This window comes from Vulcanisaeta moutnovskia 768-28 (genome assembly GCF_000190315.1).
In the GTDB taxonomy this organism is placed as follows: domain Archaea; phylum Thermoproteota; class Thermoprotei; order Thermoproteales; family Thermocladiaceae; genus Vulcanisaeta; species Vulcanisaeta moutnovskia.
Genome location: NC_015151.1, coordinates 1,213,625 through 1,231,652 on the forward strand (window position 1 = coordinate 1,213,625; position 18,028 = coordinate 1,231,652).

Annotated in this window: 16 protein-coding genes; 7 read left to right on the top strand and 9 right to left on the bottom strand. The window is 38.9% G+C overall.

Annotated elements, in window-relative coordinates; translation table 11 throughout:
- Window positions 1–2: 2 nt before the first annotated feature.
- Window positions 3–392: a nucleotidyltransferase domain-containing protein gene (locus tag VMUT_RS06395; protein WP_237699734.1), complete on the bottom strand. Its 390-nt coding sequence runs from the start codon at window positions 390–392 to the stop codon at window positions 3–5.
- Window positions 340–588: a HEPN domain-containing protein gene (locus VMUT_RS13025; RefSeq protein ID WP_013604604.1), complete on the bottom strand. Its 249-nt coding sequence runs from the start codon at window positions 586–588 to the stop codon at window positions 340–342. The genes VMUT_RS06395 and VMUT_RS13025 overlap by 53 nt, the downstream gene beginning before the upstream one ends.
- A 261-nt stretch (window positions 589–849) precedes the next feature.
- On the opposite strand from VMUT_RS13025, the gene VMUT_RS06405 reads away from it, so the two are divergent.
- The 3 genes from VMUT_RS06405 (at window position 850) to VMUT_RS06415 (ending at window position 4,594) form a co-directional block, all read left to right on the top strand.
- On the top strand, window positions 850–2,001 hold the full coding sequence (locus VMUT_RS06405; protein ID WP_013604605.1) for a mandelate racemase/muconate lactonizing enzyme family protein: 1,152 nt from the start codon (window positions 850–852) through the stop codon (window positions 1,999–2,001).
- A gap of 200 nt (window positions 2,002–2,201) precedes the next feature.
- Window positions 2,202–3,077, top strand: coding sequence for a fumarylacetoacetate hydrolase family protein (locus VMUT_RS06410; protein ID WP_013604606.1), 876 nt, complete (start codon window positions 2,202–2,204; stop codon window positions 3,075–3,077).
- A gap of 95 nt (window positions 3,078–3,172) precedes the next feature.
- On the top strand, window positions 3,173–4,594 hold the full coding sequence (locus VMUT_RS06415) for an aldehyde dehydrogenase family protein (protein WP_013604607.1): 1,422 nt from the start codon (window positions 3,173–3,175) through the stop codon (window positions 4,592–4,594).
- Between the two features lie 171 nt (window positions 4,595–4,765).
- On the opposite strand, the gene VMUT_RS06420 is transcribed toward VMUT_RS06415, so the two are convergent.
- Complete coding sequence (locus VMUT_RS06420; RefSeq protein ID WP_013604608.1) at window positions 4,766–5,773, bottom strand: mannonate dehydratase; 1,008 nt, start codon at window positions 5,771–5,773, stop codon at window positions 4,766–4,768.
- Between the two features lie 282 nt (window positions 5,774–6,055).
- Here VMUT_RS06420 and VMUT_RS06425 point away from each other — a divergent pair, with 282 nt between their 5' ends.
- Window positions 6,056–7,876 carry an aldehyde ferredoxin oxidoreductase family protein gene (locus tag VMUT_RS06425; protein ID WP_013604609.1) on the top strand — a complete coding sequence of 607 codons (1,821 nt, stop codon included), beginning with the start codon at window positions 6,056–6,058 and terminating at the stop codon, window positions 7,874–7,876.
- 102 nt (window positions 7,877–7,978) lie between these two features.
- Here VMUT_RS06425 and VMUT_RS06430 read toward each other — a convergent pair whose 3' ends face one another.
- From VMUT_RS06430 to VMUT_RS06440, 3 genes are all read right to left on the bottom strand, one after another.
- Window positions 7,979–8,866 carry an NAD(P)-dependent oxidoreductase gene (locus VMUT_RS06430; RefSeq protein WP_013604610.1) on the bottom strand — a complete coding sequence of 296 codons (888 nt, stop codon included), beginning with the start codon at window positions 8,864–8,866 and terminating at the stop codon, window positions 7,979–7,981.
- Between the two features lie 62 nt (window positions 8,867–8,928).
- The gene (locus VMUT_RS12290; RefSeq protein ID WP_013604611.1) at window positions 8,929–9,624 is read right to left on the bottom strand and encodes a helix-turn-helix domain-containing protein; all 696 of its coding nucleotides are present in this window, start codon (window positions 9,622–9,624) and stop codon (window positions 8,929–8,931) included.
- A gap of 90 nt (window positions 9,625–9,714) precedes the next feature.
- Window positions 9,715–11,130, bottom strand: coding sequence for an MFS transporter (locus VMUT_RS06440; RefSeq protein WP_013604612.1), 1,416 nt, complete (start codon window positions 11,128–11,130; stop codon window positions 9,715–9,717).
- Window positions 11,131–11,228: 98 nt separating this feature from the next.
- On the opposite strand from VMUT_RS06440, the gene VMUT_RS12810 reads away from it, so the two are divergent.
- On the top strand, window positions 11,229–11,411 hold the full coding sequence (locus VMUT_RS12810) for a hypothetical protein (protein WP_013604613.1): 183 nt from the start codon (window positions 11,229–11,231) through the stop codon (window positions 11,409–11,411).
- A 290-nt stretch (window positions 11,412–11,701) separates the two neighbouring features.
- Here the strand turns inward: VMUT_RS12810 and VMUT_RS06450 are convergent, their stop codons facing one another.
- The 3 genes from VMUT_RS06450 to VMUT_RS06460 are packed head-to-tail and all read right to left on the bottom strand — an operon-like array spanning window position 11,702 to window position 15,362.
- The gene (locus VMUT_RS06450; protein WP_013604614.1) at window positions 11,702–12,688 is read right to left on the bottom strand and encodes an NAD-dependent epimerase/dehydratase family protein; all 987 of its coding nucleotides are present in this window, start codon (window positions 12,686–12,688) and stop codon (window positions 11,702–11,704) included.
- Between the two features lies 1 nt (window position 12,689).
- Entirely contained in the window at window positions 12,690–13,709 is a 1,020-nt protein-coding gene (locus VMUT_RS06455; protein WP_013604615.1) for an ABC transporter permease, read from the bottom strand.
- A 57-nt stretch (window positions 13,710–13,766) separates the two neighbouring features.
- Window positions 13,767–15,362 (bottom strand): sugar ABC transporter ATP-binding protein, encoded by a 1,596-nt coding sequence (locus tag VMUT_RS06460; RefSeq protein ID WP_013604616.1) that lies wholly within the window; start codon window positions 15,360–15,362, stop codon window positions 13,767–13,769.
- A gap of 106 nt (window positions 15,363–15,468) precedes the next feature.
- Between VMUT_RS06460 and VMUT_RS06465 the strand changes: the two genes are divergently transcribed.
- The gene (locus VMUT_RS06465; protein ID WP_013604617.1) at window positions 15,469–16,716 is read left to right on the top strand and encodes a sugar ABC transporter substrate-binding protein; all 1,248 of its coding nucleotides are present in this window, start codon (window positions 15,469–15,471) and stop codon (window positions 16,714–16,716) included.
- A 105-nt stretch (window positions 16,717–16,821) separates the two neighbouring features.
- Window positions 16,822–18,027 carry an extracellular solute-binding protein gene (locus VMUT_RS06470; RefSeq protein ID WP_013604618.1) on the top strand — a complete coding sequence of 402 codons (1,206 nt, stop codon included), beginning with the start codon at window positions 16,822–16,824 and terminating at the stop codon, window positions 18,025–18,027.
- The last annotated feature ends 1 nt before the right edge of the window (window position 18,028 follow it).

Genomic DNA, 18,028 nt, shown 5'->3' on the forward strand with positions numbered 1-18,028 from the left:
AATTACGACAACATGCATCCAAGCTTGTTATTTATACCTAAGCCATCATAGAGCAGCTTACAGCCCTTGAGCATCTCCTTAATGACTGGGTCATCAAGATCATCAATACTAAGTATAGTTAGGTCTAGGAATAAACCCTCGGGCTTTAGTGAACGAAGCCTCAATAACTCACTATGCACATCAGATACCTGCCTAAGTATTACAGCAACATCATAGTCACTATTAGGTAAGTAATCACCACGGGCTCTAGAACCAAAGAGCACAATAGTGCTCTCAGGCAACTCCTGAATCAACCTATTCACATACTCCTTGAGAGCCTTATCTCCATCCTCGACGTACTTAGCCAGAGTCCTTAGAAACTGACTTAACAAATTCAATGAGTCTCCTCGCATACTCAACACACCTAACTGCAGTATCCTCATTATAAACCCTGGGCTTCCTGCCAGGATACCTGGCTAACGTATACTCACCGCTCAGGGCATCTGCATATAAGTAAAGTTCCATAGGCACATCAACACCTAAGGATTTAATGGTCCTTAATAACTCAGCTAAGTCGTGAGTGAATGGGTAAGTACCTACCTTAGCCATTAAGAATCCCTTTAAGTAAAGTTCTGCGGCTTGTTGGGCTTAGAAGCATGATAGCCAATAGAGTCCGTCATTTACATGATTCTCTGCATCCTTAAGAAAGGCATCACCTTCTCAATCCATTCGCTAGGTAGGTTCATTACTTACCAGTAATTATATATAAATAATTAAGAATAAAAGGAATTATGCAAGCAAGCACTGATATTATTATTAACACAAGTAAGTATAATAGGTTATTAGTTCTCTACATAATGAGACATAGTCATGAAGATCACTGATGTAATCACATACGTAGCCAGGGCCTATGTGGGAAAACCAGTTACTGGGTTTAGGGGACCCTATGAGGAGGTTGCATCGAAGATTAGTCATGGATTCACCGCAGTCTATGTTAAGGTAGTTACTGACGAGGGATTGATAGGCTGGGGCGAGGCAATAGCTAGGGAGGCTCCTGAGGCCACGGCATCCGTTATTAACGCATTATTTAAGCCAATGCTGATCGGAAAGGACCCTCTGGATAATGAGGTTCTTTGGGAACAATTATTCTCTGCCATGAGGATCCGCGGGCATTACGCTGGTTATTATGTTGAGGCCTTGTCAGGTATTGACCTAGCCCTATGGGACATCAAGGGTAAATACCTTGGTAAACCAGTGTATAAATTGTTAGGTGGCGCCTTTAGGGATAAGGTTAGGGCCTACGCATCATCAGTATTGTTCATGAGTCCCGAAGATACTGTTAAGGAGGTGGAAAGGTTGGTTCAAAGTGGGTTTAAGTACGTTAAAGTTAAGATTGGTAGAGGTTATGATGTGGATAAGGCCGTTATAAAGGCAATAAGGGATTCGCTAGGTAATGATGTTGAGATCATGGTTGACGCAAACACGGCGTACAACGTCTCAACGGCCATTAAGGTCGGTAGAATGCTCGAGAAGTATGATGTGCTTTGGTTCGAGGAGCCAGTACCACCTGATAATATTGAGGCTTACTCGAGGATAGCCAGGGCACTTGATATACCAATAGCCGCAGCCGAGACACTATTCACTAAGTATCAATGGCTTGAGTTCATGATTAAGGAGGCCGTGGACATAGCAATGCCTGACATAGCCAGAGTCGGCGGTATAACCGAGGCCATGAAGATAGCAGCACTTGCTGATTCCTTTGGAATACCAATGACATTCCACGTAGGCCTATCAGGTATTGGCTGCAGGGCAGCCACACTGCAGTTTACTGCTTCATTACCAAACCACGTAATATTTACACCAACCTATGAGCACTACTACATAGAGAAAAATCCATTAGCCTATGAAATAACCAAGGAACCGGTGGAAGTATTTAAGGGTGATTATGTAGAAATATCAAATAAACCAGGACTTGGTATAGAGATGAATGAGGAAAAATTAAGGAAGTATACAGAGGCCTAACCTTATATATTTAAATAATTTACTTAATAATCTTCTGGTCAAGTGACAAAATTAATTCTATAAAGAGGAATATAGAAAGATAAATAAAATTCTTCATAGATTTTAACAAAAACTAGGTTTAATCATTAAAATTAAACTCGTTAGCTACACTAACAACTGTTAGATATAGAATATAAAAATAAGCAGGTAATCGTTTTAGCGTGAGGATTTTTAGACTAACCAATAAAGGTTGGGTTGGAAACTTTGCAATAATAAATAATAAAATCTACGTATTATTAAGTGACCCAATAACCGCATTAAAGATTTATTCCGAAGGTAAGGACATACCATTAGGTCCCGAGGTAAGCATCAGTCTTGATGATTTACTTAATAAAGATTACACGTTTAAGGACCTTAGATTTACTAAGCCTTATGACCCACCTGAGGTTTGGGGTAGCGGTATAGTCTACGAAGTAGCCAGGGCTAGGTATAGCGAAGAGGATGTAGCCATGATAAAGGGTAGGACCATTTATGAGCTTGTTTATGACGCAGAGAGACCAGAAATCTTCTTTAAAGGTACAGCAAATAGGTGTGTCGGACATGGTGAACCCATAGCTATTAGAACTGATTCTGAATGGACTCTGCCTGAACCTGAACTCGGTGTGGTTATTGATTCCAGCGGTAAAATACTGGCTTATACTATTAGCGATGATGTTTCTGCAAGGGATCTAGAAGCGCAAAATCCACTTTACCTACCTCAATCAAAGATTTATAATGGCTCATGCGCCATAGGACCATTCCTAGTAACTCCAGACGAGATTGGTAATCCATACAGCCTTGATATATCAATGAGAATAATAAGAAACGGCCAAGTAATATATGAAGGCAGCATTAATACTTCAAGAATGAGGAGAAGAATTGAGGACCAAATAAAGTACTTAATTAGAAATAATAGTGTGCCTGACGGAACATTACTCAGCACAGGAACAGCAATAGTTCCCGGTAAAGATAAAGGATTGAAACATAGCGATATTGTAGAAATAACAATAACAAAACTGGGGATCCAAAGGACCCCTGTTGTAAAGCTTAATCTTTAGTCTATTATATTTTAATACTGGTAAAATTTAAAAATAGGTTAAAAAACAAGTAATACGATGCATGAGAAAGGTATATATATATAGGTCGTTATACTATGCCCAAGGATAGAGAATACTACGAAATCAGAAATCCTGCAGATACTAGGCAGATAATATCAAAATTTCCCAAATTAGCTAGGGATGATGTTAAAGCCGCAATCTCGATTGCTAAGGATGCATTTCAAAAATGGAGTAAGACTTTACCTGTTGAAAGGGCTAAAATACTCTATAAGACTGCAGAAATTATTGAGTCAAGGGCAAATGATTTGGCTAGGTTATTAACAATGGAGGAGGGTAAGACTCTTAATGATAGTGTGTTTGAGGTTGTCAGAACGGCGAACTTACTTAGATTTTATGCTGGTTTGATAACGAGAGCTCAGGGTAAGGTAATACCGTCTCAAGATAGGAACACGATAATACTTACCACCAGAGAGCCTCTTGGTGTAATTGCCGTAATTACACCCTGGAACTTCCCACTATCATTACCTGCATGGAAAGTAATACCAGCCATAGCCACTGGTAATACTGTAGTTTGGAAGCCAGCCAGTATAACCCCAACAATTGCTCTTGAACTCGTTAAGGTATTCTACGAAGCCGGATTACCAGAGGGTGTTTTGAACCTTGTAACGGGTCCTGCCAGTGAGGTTGGTGATGAGTTAGTAACAAATAAGGAGATAGATGCCATAACATTCACAGGCTCACTGCAGACTGGGAAGGAAATTAATGAAAAGATTGGTAGGCAAAACAGGTTTATTAGGATACAACTTGAGCTAGGTGGTAAGAATGCTACGATTCTTTCAAAGAATGGTGATGCCGACTTAGCCATTGAATTGACTGTTAGGTCCGCCTTTGGCTTAACTGGGCAGGCCTGTACAGCTACATCAAGGTTCTTGGTGCCTGAGGATATGCATGATGAGGTATTGAATAAGTTAGTAGAAAGGACGAAGAAGGTTGTTGTTGGTAATGGGTTAAAGAATGGCGTTGACATGGGTCCATTAGCAAGTAGGGAGCAGTATGAGAAGGTTCTGAGCTATATAGAGATTGGTAAGAATGAAGGTGCTAAGCTTGTTTATGGTGGGCAACCAATTAGAGGAGATGAGGAGTTTGATTATGGGTATTTTGTTATGCCGACAATATTTGACCAGGTAACTTCGGATATGAGAATAGCTAAGGAGGAGATATTTGGCCCGGTACTGGCTGTTATGACTTATAGGACACTTGATGAGGCGATAGATATCGTTAACTCCACGGAATATGGATTAATCGCTGGCATAATAACTAAGGATATAAGTGAGGCAGCAAGGTTTGCTGAAAACGTTAAGGCCGGTGTAATAAAGGTGAATAAGCCAACAATAGGGTTAGAACCCTGGGTACCCTACGGCGGTGTGAAGAGTTCAGGAAATGACGTATATAAGGAGATGGGTGAGGAAGCCATAGAATTCTTTACAAAAATAAAGGCAACATACATAGGATACTAATCCTTATTCTTAACTTGATAAAAATTATAATTTTCCTAAATTAGGTATAAAATTTAGGATGCTAAGCAAGGAAGACCTTCAAAAGATCCAAACAAAAAATGTCTTAAGACATCTTTATATATGTTATATAATACTAATACCTTAATTATTAATTTTACTCTACATTTATATTTAATTATTTCTTTGCTTAATAGCCACCGTGAATAGCCCTTTGATATAACCGATACTGTAAATTCTTCCTAGGTATGAATAGCCTGGTACGAACTCAACATCATTCTCAAGAGTCGGTGTATGATCAACCCTCAAGTACCACTCATGATCTATCTCAAGAAGTGCCTTTGCGGCTTTCACAAGGTCAGTCTTACCCTCACCGATCAAGGTCTCAACGAAGTTATACTTATCGCCCTGAACATCCCTGAAGTGAACAAAGTAGATCCTATCCTTCAACTTCCTAATTGCATTAGCAATATCATCAGTCATCAACGTGAAATTACCCATACAGAAGGTTATGCCGTTATGCTCACTCTTAACGAGAGCCATCAACTTCTCAAAGGCTTCCACACTATTCATAATCCTTGGAATACCTCTATAATCAGGTATTGGTGGGTCATCAGGGTGTATCGCTAATTTGACGTCATACTGCTCAGCAATAGGTATTATGTATTCAAGGAAATCCTTAAGATTCCTCCACAAGTCCTCGTGAGTAACCTTACCAACACGCTTAAGTATTGCCGGTTCAGGCGCATTCTTAATATCATCAATACTGAATCCTGTCACGTACATACCGCCCCTACCTTGAATATGAGTCCTAGTCCTGGACCATAGGATGCCAGCCATCCAATTATAGATCCAAATTTTAATACCCAACTTACCCATATTCTCAATAAGCCTAGCCACAGCATCCAACTCCTCTTCCTTCAACTCCCTAATACCAAGCCTAACACCATCCATTGGAGGATTATCCTCAATAGCCACAAGCCTAAGCCCATTCTCTTCAAGCATCTGTTTATAACGCATCAACGGTTCATAATCCCACGGCTTCTCCTCCTCAACCTGTCTCCAATCCCTAAACCACCTAGGCAAAACACCATCAACATAGTCAACACCCAACTGCTTAAGAGCACGCCAAAACCAACTGGGCCTATTCTCAAGTATTATTTCTGCAAATTTAGGTTCCATATACTAAACCAAGCGTTTAATAAGTAAATCAGAGATATAAATATGTAGTTTAACCGGTGAACAGTACAAGTTAGGAGATAAGTATCATTAAACTTTAAGTGACCTCTTAAATAATCCTTAATATTCCACGTTAATATACTCTTTTAAGTAGCGCACTATCTTACCACGAATTATGAAGTTATATCAATTAAGTATCTTAGGTATTAAATGATACATTTATGATTATGATAATATTATATGTAAGATAAAATCCTTAATAGGTTTAAGATATGCTTCAGGATAATGGCACTCTTCGGTTGGGTTGGTAAGGTGTTATATATTGATTTAAGTAATGATAAGGTGTGGATTGAAAATGTTGATCCCGAGATTTATGATAAGGTACTTGGTGGCGAAGGTTTTGCTGCCTACGTGATTTATAAGAGGTTGAGGGAAATAAAGGGTCCGCTTAATCCGTCAAATGTGTTGGTATTTGCGAGTGGTCCTTTGACCAGTGATTTGATTCCGCAGAGCGGTAGGGTTTCTGTTGGTTTCATATCGCCGTTGACAGGCATATGGGGCTCTGCGCACATAGGTACTAGGTTTGCATATGAGATGAAGAGGGCTGGCTTTGATGCGATTGTTGTACTTGGCAGGGCTGAGAGACATGTTTATGTTTATGTTAAGGATGACATTGCGGACATTAGGGATGCCAGTAAGTACTGGGGTTTAGATATTATTGAGACCGTTCATGCATTAAGGAGAGACCTTAATGACCAATCAATTAGAGTATTAGCTATAGGGCCTGCGGGGGAGCACTTAGTTAAGTTTTCAACAATAGCTAATGAGGAAGGTATTGGCGGTAGGGCAGGTGGTGGTGCTGTCATGGGTAGTAAGAACCTAAAGGCAATAGTAGTGAAGGGTACAAAGCCAATAGAGTTTGCCTACCCAGAGGAGTTGAGGAAATACGTTAGGGATCTAAACGCAAGGCTTGGTAGTTCCGCCAGAGGTGTGTCGCTTAGGAAGTTTGGTAGTGCTGGGAGCGTTGGGATCTATAACGAAATCGGCAACATACCAGTGAGGAACTTTGCCTGGGGTAGGTGGGATGATAATGAAGTATTCAAAATAACTGGCGAGACCATGGCAAAGACAATACTCGAGAGACCATACCCATGCACCACATGCCCAGTGGCCTGCAAGAGATTCGTCAGGGTAAAGCCAGGAAAGTGGTTCGATAAGGAATTTAGGGGTTTAGGGCCTGAGTACGAGACAATATCACTATTCGGTACAAACCTACTACTCAGTGATTTGGAGGCCATAGCGAGGATGAATGAGGATTGCGATAGACTTGGTCTCGACACAATATCCACGGGCAATGTCATAGGCTTCATATTTGAGGCTGCAGAAAGGGGATTAATAAGTAAGGAGATTGAGGGTTTAAGGCTCGAGTGGGGTAATGCGGATACTGTAATTAAGCTAATACGAAAAATAGCGTATAGGGAGGGTATCGGTGATTTATTGGCTGAGGGTGTTAGAAGGGTTTCGGAGAAGATTGGTGGGCAGGACTTTGCAGTTCATGTTAAGGGTCTTGAGATGCCTGCCCATGATGGTAGGGCATTCTTCGCCCATGCTCTCAGCTTCGTGACAATAAATAGAGGCGCTGATCACCTTGGATGGCCTCACATGCCCTGGAGAGGAATCGCAGTACCCGAACTTGGTATTGATGCTCGTAATGATAGGTACAGTGAATCTGAGGAGGTCGTAGATATAGTAATCAAGATGCAGAACTTAATGACAATATACGACTCACTCGTTATGTGCAAATATGCCTTTACGGCAGGACTAACCGTAACCGACATAGTAAATCTACTGAAATACACAACCGGCAAGGAATACACAGTTAATAAGTTAATGGAAATGGGGGATAGAATATGGAAAATAGAGAGGTGGATAGATAATCAACTAGGAGTAACGAACAAAGACGATAAATTACCAAGGAGAATGCTAACACCGCACGCCAATAGAAATGATACAAAAGTACCATATATAGTCGAGAAGTGGTTACCAATATACTACAGAAAGAGGGGTTTAACAGAAGATGGCATTGTTAAGGAACTAGACGTATAACTATCCGGTTGTAGATAGTGTACCACCGATGATTAGCATTATGGTCCAGAAACAGAAGGCGTTAGTTTAAGAATATCAGGTGCATGAGTGATTTAGGTTGACTTAGCGGCCTTTACAGTATTCCCTTAAAATCTTCATTAGTGCTATTCCGTCTTCACTTCCATAGCCTTTACTACTGGCCATTATGTAGAACTGAATGGCAAGACTAGCCATGGGTAATGGACAATTAATGTTTTTAGCAGACTCGAGTGTGTACATTAAATCCTTTATTATGAAGTCCACTGGGAAGTATGCCGAGTAATCCTCCTTAAGGATCTTCTCACGCCTTGCATCAAACCAATAATTATAGGCTGCTGTATCCTTGGCAGCTTTCAGAAAGTCCTCAATGCTCATACCGAACTTAGTGACAAACTGAAGGCCTTCGAGAAATACCAATAATTGTGCGAAGCCCATTGTGTTCGTTATTAGTTTAAAGGCGACAGCGGTCTCGATATTGCCCATATAGTAGATTTTACCTGATGATAGGTCCATGAGTAGTCTTTGTACGTTAGGGTTCTCAAAAATCTCCTTAGGTCCACCAACAAAGAGCGGTGTTTCTCCTCTCTCAGCTTGAGGTACGGTTAAACCCAGCATAGCTACGAGAAAACCAACACTTTTTTTACTACACTCCTCAGCAAGTTTCAGCTTGCTTGGTATATCCGTGGTGGTGGTTTCGATTGCAATTAGCCCAGGTCTAGGGGCTTTAAGGATGCCGTTCTCACCAAGATAAACGTTAAGCATGTCCTCGGATTTAGGTACATTAGTCAGCAGTACATCCACAATCGAGGCCATCTCGGCAGGTGAGGACGTGCCTTTGGACCCAAGTTTGGCGAAATCCTCAATCTTAGACTTAACAAGGTCATAGACATAAAGTTCATATCCCTTCCTGAGTAAATTTCTAGCCATTGCGCCACCCATTCTACCTAAGCCTATGATACCTACCTTAATCATAGTAAGTCATTTACTCTTTATTATTTATTTTAAATATTGTATATTACAGGTAAATAAAAATATTATGTCCTAGCATTGTTAACATACGTACTAATGATCTTTTTAAGGGCGTTTCTTAGATGAATATTTACCGTGGCTTTACTCATATTGAATTCCTTCGCTAAGTTGTTTAGATTTGTGCTTCTTGGATAGTTGAAAAAGCCATCATGGTATGCCTTAAGAAGTATTTTCCTTTCGATATCGGTTAATTCATACATAGGTGATGTAAAAATTACTGATTTAACTGATCTAGGTACCTTAGAGACATTAAATGTTATAATCCTACCATAATTATTAAATTTGTCATAAAGATCTTTAAACATTGCAGAGGAATATTCGTAATCCTTTGTAAAGAAATATGCCGTAAAGTCCTTAACTCCATCTTTAACGTAAGAACTCACTACGATACCTCCTTGTTCAAGTATTAGGTATTTTAACATTCCATTTATGTCGCCTAAGAATGTTATTTCATAGTTTCTATTGTTTAATTTATTTACAGAAACTACGTCAATTATATTCTTTAAATTTCTAAATCTTCTAATAAATGATTTGATAACGTCATTTTTCCTACTGCCTACGGAAATAACTTCAAAGCTATAGCCCCTTTCCCTATAAGGGTAGTAATATTGCATTACGGTCATTAATCCTTCGTAATCCTTAGTGTAATAACTCCAGTCATCAAAATGCTCAATTCGAACATAGAGCCTAACCAGTTTCATGGACCCGCATTATAAATACTTTATTAAAATCAATTTAAATTTTATCCGGTAATTAATTTTAAGTTTAAGATTTAATGTTGGCTATTTAGATCATGAAGCCTTTGCCTCTTCTGTAAGTTCTGGTGGGTGATATGTACGTGCATCATATCCAATTATTAAGCCAAGTATTGCCGTTAATATGGCATATATTGATAAAGCAAATAGCGTTCCGGATACGCCGATCATGGCGAACCACGTGGGTGCCCAGAATGAGCCAACCACAGCGGCTAGCTTTACGAAGAAGTAGCCCCAACCAGCTGCTGTACCTCTCTCGCGTGCTCCAAAGAATGCGTTTATTGATGTCATGCCTTGGCTGGCAGGTCCTATTACGTGGAAGAAGAAGAATGTTGATGCCCATAGCACAACTAACCAGAGCGGCCAATGATACTTTAGCGTTAGTCCCAGTAATGCCATTGAAATACCTGTCATGAATGCGCCCATTACATATTGAGCCTTAGTACCTATCCTGGGCGTTAAATATGCCGTTAATATTCCTGCAACGACACCAGCACCATAGAAAATAGCCGACGCCTCTATGGTTGCTAACGGTCCTGCCAACTTAAATGTTAATAATATATAAGGTAGGTAAAAGCCCCATGAGTAAAACTCAAAACCTTGTTCATAATTACCATTGAAGCTATAGACGAGTTCCCTCCACTTACTCCTCCTAAATATACTGAATGCGCTCCTAAGGCTCCTTGCAACCTTTCTCAATTCTACGTCTACATCGGGTACATCTGGAAGATCTATGCCATAGGTTTGCTTCAAAATTCTCTTGGCTGTGGCTAACTTACCTTGATATGCAAGCCAAAGAACAGATTCAGGAATCCTAGCTCGAAGCATCAGAACTATGAAGGCGAAGACACCGCCTAAGATCATTATTATTCTCCACATTATTGGATGCGTCAAAGAATGCAGTATGAAATAAAGAGGTAAGACAATAAATGCTATCGTAACAAGGTACATAAGGTACCACTGAAGCTGCCATAAGTTCGACCAGAATAACCTTTGCTGCTTCTCGAGGTACTCAAATATATATGTGAACCCTGTAGCCGTATCGGCACCTAGAGCAAAACCTAATAGTATTCTGAATACTGTGAATGTGTATGGGTCTGGTGCAAGTCCTGCGCCTATCGCCATTACTGTGAAGAGTATCATGTTAAGAATAAACATGTTCCTTCTACCAATCCTGTCTGTCAACCAACCACCAATAATAGCGCCAACAGTGGCACCAATCTGAATAGCAGCTATTGATAATCCGAATAGGTATGTTGACATCCAGGGAAATGTTGCTTTAAAGGCAGCAGTTGCGAAAGTGAATGCTGCAAAATCGTAGGCGTCAATCCACAGTGAGGCTAAAGCTAATATCACTATGTATCGTGCAGTTACGTTCTTAGTGGACAAAACTGTTTCATATATTTTGGCTATACCGCGTTCTATCTCCTCCTTTGAGTACGTTCCACTCATTAATCGTTTAATCTAGGTAATAGCTTTAATACCTTAATTCTTACCTGTTAAATTTACTGAACAAGTATTACCTTCATAGCAAATTAATTAGGTAAATTATGAGTATAAACTTAATAATAAGTAAATTAAAGAAGTTAAGAATAGAAACGAACTTTAAGGAAATGCATGGTTTTATTGGTTTTAAGGCCATTCCAATGATCATAATGTACCCCTATAATGAGGATGATATTATTAATATTATTGAGATAGCTAGTGAATCTCATGCACCGATTAATCCTTAGGACACAGGCACTAGTTTAATAGAACACTGTGGCTTGTAATGACTGCATATTAGTTAACATGAGGAAAATGAATAATATCCTTAGAGATAAACACGGTTGATTAGTACGTTCGTGTTCAACCTGGTGTGGTGCTTGATGATTTAAATAAAGGAGATTGATCAATACTTGGCTAGAAATAATATAGGAACGCTGGAGATTATGAAAGAAATAAAGGGATTACTAGATTTCTTATGATATTATGAATCCTAATAAAATATTTTGATTAACAGTTTTCTATTTCTCAACCACTATTAAATCTTATTTATCCTTGTCCTTTCATAGTTTATCATATCTAGAAGCCCGCCTCTTAACCCATACTTCTCTTCAAACCCCAATTCTTCATACAGCCTAGAGCAATCAATCTCAAGACCGGCTGGCCCTGGAATTCGCGATGAAGTATCAGTGGGCTTATTCAACGGCATAAAATCAATCTTAGCATTAGGTAATAACTCCTTAATTATGTTTATCATATCAATAATATTCCATGCTTTTTTACTGCCCACATTATAAACCGATCGCCTAATCTTAGACTTTTCAACCAATGCTATGTGAGCAAAGGCTCTCGCTCCATCCTTAACATATAACCACCTCAACTTAGCATTAATATATGCAAAATCTTCAGGTACTTTAGCAGTGCCATTTATTATTAATTCCCTAAGGAAATTATTAAATTGACCCGTATAACCTGTATAACGGCCAGGACCCCACACGGAAGTAAGTCTTGACCCAATAATGTCTATCCCATACGCCTCCCTGTAGAAAGTGCCGAAAGCCTCATTCACAAACTTGGATATGGGATATGGATCTGGAGGTGCTAACGGGTGGACATCTTCATTTATTAGCTTTAAATTATAATTAGTTGGAGAACCAAGCACAGCCTCAGAACTGGCATAAACAACTCTCTTTAAATCCATTAGTCTTGCGGCTTCGAATACATTTAATGCACCCATTATATTTACCTTAGCTGCCTTTAGTGGTCTTGCCCTAGACTCAAGAAGAACTAGGGCTGCTAGATGGATAATCCTTTCAACATTATACTTCTTAATAGTATTCAGTAGTTCTTCGATATCAGCAAGATCACCATAAATAAGCTTAAGTTTATCATTAATCTTCGCCTTATCTAACAATTCTTGATCAAACCTTACATCAAATGCCACCACATCATGACCTGAATCTAATAATTCACTAACTAAAAATCTACCAATTTGACCACTAGCGCCTGTAACAAGAACGCTCATATTATTTCACCCACCTAAGTCCTCTAGTTAGGGCAGGTGCAGCTGCTATTAGTATTATTCCTATAATTATCTCTTGAATCGTATATTGGGTAATCCCCATAATAATAAGTATATCTGTTAGTATTGTTAATATTAACGCACCGAAGAATGGACCTATTGGATGCCCAGTACCTCCCGTTAATGCAATGCCTCCCAAAACAGCCGCAGCTATGGCGTATAATTCATAACCATAGGCAGTCCAGGGATCAACAACGTAGCCTCCAGTAGGTACTAACATAACCCCTGCCAATCCATAAAGTAAACCGGCTATTGCAAATGTTAAAAATTTTGCTAAGTCAGCATGAGTACCTGCTAATCGAACAGCCTCCTCATTACTACCAATACCATATATTATACGCCCCCACGTAGTCCTTGTCAATAAGTACCAAAATACCAGGTTAATTGCCAACGCTATTATAAAAATAAGAGGTATAAATGTATGAAAATCATTCATGAAAAAGCTATATTGCGTAAGCCCATATATGGGTGACCCTCCTGTTATCGTTAAATCCACTGCCCTCCATATTTCAAGCCCAGCGAGCGTTGCTATAAATGAATAGACCTTAAATTTACTAACCAAAAGTCCATTTATACTGCCTACGGCAAGTCCAGCAAGTACTGCTATAGTCATTGCTAATACAATATTTCCAGTGGATAATGTAACAAGACCCGTTATTAATGCAGAGAGACCCGCAACCGAGCCAGGGGTTAGGTCTATACTTCCCATTATTATAACCATGCCTTCACCAAGTGCTAACAGAGTTATTGGCGCAGATTGAAATAGTACAACCTTAAGGTTAGATGGAGATAAGAAATACTGCGGTGATAAGGTTATTGATGCTATTAATATTACTATAAAGGGAATAAGAGGCCTTGCAATTTCCTGCTGATTATAAAAGTCTAAAAATCTCCTTAAAACACTACGTTGTGTCTTCCTTTTCTCAACGGTGACTGTTTCTGATTTACTATCACTTGAACTCATCGCGTAATTTATGTTAACATGTTTTTAAGGTATATTCCTAACTAAGTTAATTGAGCATTATATGTAGGAAGACACCTGGGCTAAGTCTTCTATTACCTTTTTACGTACATCCTCAACATTATCTGACTTTATTATGTATTCCTTTAATACTGTGCCTTCATGCATGAAATACAATCTGTCAGCAATGCCTAATGCTTCATCAAGGTCACTCGTCAATACTAATACTGAAATATTATCTTCTTTAGATAGTTTATAAATGGTTTTCCTTATTTCTATTTTAGCTCCTATATCAACACCAACTGTTGGCTCATCAATTATGAGCAATTTAGCTCTACTTGCTAATCCTCTTGCAACAAGTGTCTTTTGTTGGTTTCCGCCACTTAACGAAGTGATCTTTACATAGGGTGATGCAGTCCTTATATTGAATGATCTTATCATTGTAGTAGCTAAATCATGTTCTCTTCTTAAATCCAGTAAAAACTTGGCCTTTGATATTAGGAATAAAGCCGATACTGATATGTTTGATGCCACTGAGTAGTGCGGTATTATTCCATCAGTTTTCCTATCTTCAGGTAAATAGGCTATTTTGTACTTTTCCAGCGCATGTGTAGGCGATTTGATTTTAATAGATTTACCATAATATAGAATTCTTCCTTTGATAATTTTTCCTAGACCTACCAACAGCCTACCAAGTTCTGATTTACCGGCACCAATTAAGCCAAATACTGCAATTACCTCTCCGTCATAGATCTTCATGTTAACACCCTTTAATGGTACATCAGTGAGCTTTATAGGAACTGTATATACATCCTGTAACTCAATAAGTGGGATTTCTGATTTCTTTCTTTCTTTTATCGCATTACCTGCCCAATCCTCCTTAATTAAGTAAAATTCCTTAAGCTTAGTTCCTAGCATCATTTCTGCTAGATCCTTTTCAGTTATATTGGAGTTATTTACAGTGCCGATTGCTTTACCATTTCTCAATACTGTAATTCTATCGCATATCTCAATAGCCTCTTGAATTTTATGCGTTACAAATGTAATACTTATTCCACTCTTTTTAAGTGACCTAATTACATCAAGTATTTGCTCAGTCTCTCGGAGCGACATGGGGCTTGTTGGCTCATCAAAAAGTATTACTTTAGCGTTCATGCTTAGTGCAGCTAATATCTGAACAAGCATTTTATTTGCCGCATTTAACTCACGTACCTTCAACTCAGGATTTAACTCTATACCATATTTATCCATTAAATCTTTAATTTGATACTTAACATTATTCTTGTTAAAACTGGAAAACGCTTTACCCCATAGAAAACCTAATAGAGCAATATTCTCATATACAGCAAGATGAGGCATTAACGTGATTTCCTGATTAACTAATATTATTCCATATTTACGCGCATCTGCCGTATTGCGAAATCTCGTCTCTCTTCCCTGAATTATTATCTTACCGTTATCAGGCTTATAATAACCATACAATATTTTTAACAAAGTTGATTTACCAGCGCCATTTTGTCCAAGTAATCCATGCACCTCTCCATACTTTAAATCAAAGGTTACATTATCAAGTGCTACAGTACCAGGGAACCTCTTTGTTATGTTTTCGGCCAGTAACAATACATTATCCTCATTATTAGCATTAGTAGGCATCATTCGAAATAGTACATGTAATCTCTTATAAATATTCCCTCCTCAAGATTTTAATAAAACTTAGTTAGGATTTATATTTATAAAGAACATAAACAATAAATATGACGATATGAACTGGAAAACCTTATCCATAGGGTTAATAGTAATAGTAATAGTACTGGCTGCAGTTGCTGGCTACTTAGCTATGTCGGTGCATCCATCTAAAACAGTTGTGACCGTTACAGCACCCTCTTCCACCAGTAATAAGACAATTACCATTTTCTTCTTCAACCCAGCCCCGGCGAACTTTTGGTACAACCTAATAACCCAAGGTATACAAACCGCCGTTGCACAACTTAGATCATTAGGTTATACAGTAAATTATGAGGAGTTTGATGCAACAACCGTGAGTCAACAAATATCCCAATTAGAGGAGGCAGCTGCATTGCATCCCAACATAATTATAATAGGCACCGTTTCAGACGCTGTACAAGGTGAACTTCTCAAGCTCCGTCAGGAGGGTATAATCGTAATTTTAGTTGACAGAGATGTGCCAAATCAAGCCGCCAGAAATCTATACATTGGAACCAATAATGAAATAGCGGCTGAAAAGGAATTATTATCATTCTTAGCTTATCTCCGTGAACAGCATGTACCTACGCCGTGGAAGTTCGTATTAGTGACTGGATTACCAGGAGTAGAAACTCTAGCATTAAGAACGGAGGGCTTTGAGCAAGTACTTCAACCATTAGAGCAAAACGGTACTGTGCAAATACTAGGAGTCATTCAGGCGAATCAGGATGACCAGGCACAGGCCTATGCTACAATAAGCGAGGTGGTACCTAAATATGGCACGTCAGTAACTGCATATTTAGATGCTAATTTACTAACGGCTATAGCGAATGTAGAGACATTAGAGGCTGCCGGATACAAGATAGGTAATGGAGGCATTTACATACTTGGATTTGATGCGCAATTACCAACATGGCTTCAGTTGATTCAAAATGGCACGGTGATAATGACAATACAGCAGGTACCATTCACCATGGGTTATTGGGCAACTTGGGCTGGATTTTACATATATACAGGGCAATTAAATCTGCCTGCCAACGCCACTATATTCTCACCGATATATACTGTAGTTTCATGTAATGCTACGTATTCAATGATCCTTGACCACATAGCACCACCACCAATATACTTATTATTACTTGCTCAACAACTTACTCCACAGAACCCCGCAATACAGGCGCCATCATACTATGCTTATGATTGCATGGAGAATACAGGATTGGTACCAGCACCGCCTGGATTAAGCTCTCCATGGCCAGTACCCGCCGGTTCGGATCAATCATTTACTGCAACAGGTTTCCACTGATCGAATCACGTAACAAATTTGAAGTTAAAATTCCTTCTTCTTTTTCCTAATTCAAACAAGGTTAGGATTATGGTTTAAATATGTTCTAGAACTTTTATTATTAGTATGGATGTACTTAATGCCGTTTTAATAGGTGGCAAGGGTTTTGAACCATATGAAGTACTATACAGCAAAATATCTGATTTTGAACATAAATTCTCAATAAAGGTAAATATCTTGCATAGATTCTCCCATCCAGAACTCAATGCCTTTAAGGACAACCTTAATAGCAGTAATGATATAGATGTTATTTCTTCTCACACTAGTTTTCTTAGGTCCTATAAACATCTTTATCTAGATCTTATTGAAATAGACCCGGAAAATGTAAAGATTCTGCTAAGCGATTTACCTGGTCTACTTAGAAGAGCAGTAACCATCAAGGAAGAGGTACTTATAGCACCGAGATTTATTGATGTATCTTCGCTTCATTACCGTATATCGATATTTAACAAAATAGATGAAGAACCGCCTAAGACGTGGGATGAACTATTGCAAGTAGCTATTAAAATCAAGGAACGCAAAATTAACACGCATCCATACACCTTTGCTGCTCGTGGACATGCATTAGTTGGACGATTTATGGAGATCCTTCATTCATTTGGCGGTAAGATGATCGACCGTGATCAATTCGCGTTTTACTCTCAAGAGGGTATTGAAGCTCTTCAGTTTCTCGTTGATTTACATGCAAAATATAAAGTAACTCATCCACGAACACCTGATTTCTTTTATGATGATGTAAGCCAGGCATTTAAATCAGGTGAAGTAGCTATGGCTCTTGATTGGCCTGGCTGGGACTATGTATATAGAGATCCGAAACAATCAAGTATATGGGACGATTTTAGTATTGCTCTGCCTCCCCGAGGAAGAGGTGGCTTATGGGTTTACGGTGGTTCTCATGGACTAAGTGTGATTAGGTGGAGTAGAAAGAAGACATTGGCAACAACTTTTGTCTTATTCATGGTATCTCCGGAAAATCAATACTTTGAGAGCAAGTCGCAGGGCTTTTTACCAGCAAGGTCAAGTGTATTTACAATGCTTCTGAAGGATTCTAAGGATAATTATTTCGAGAGCCACAGACTGAGTATTTACAGGAAAATAATCGAAGAGGCTTATTTACCTGTTAAAATAGTTAAATGGAGAGAGTTTACGGAAATTCTATGGCCAATATTAAATAATGCTATAAGAGGCGAGATTAAGGCTGAAGATGCGTTAAAGATCGCGTATGAAAAAGTTAAGTATCTGGAGAAATTCCAGGTTGAACTAGGTGAGTGAG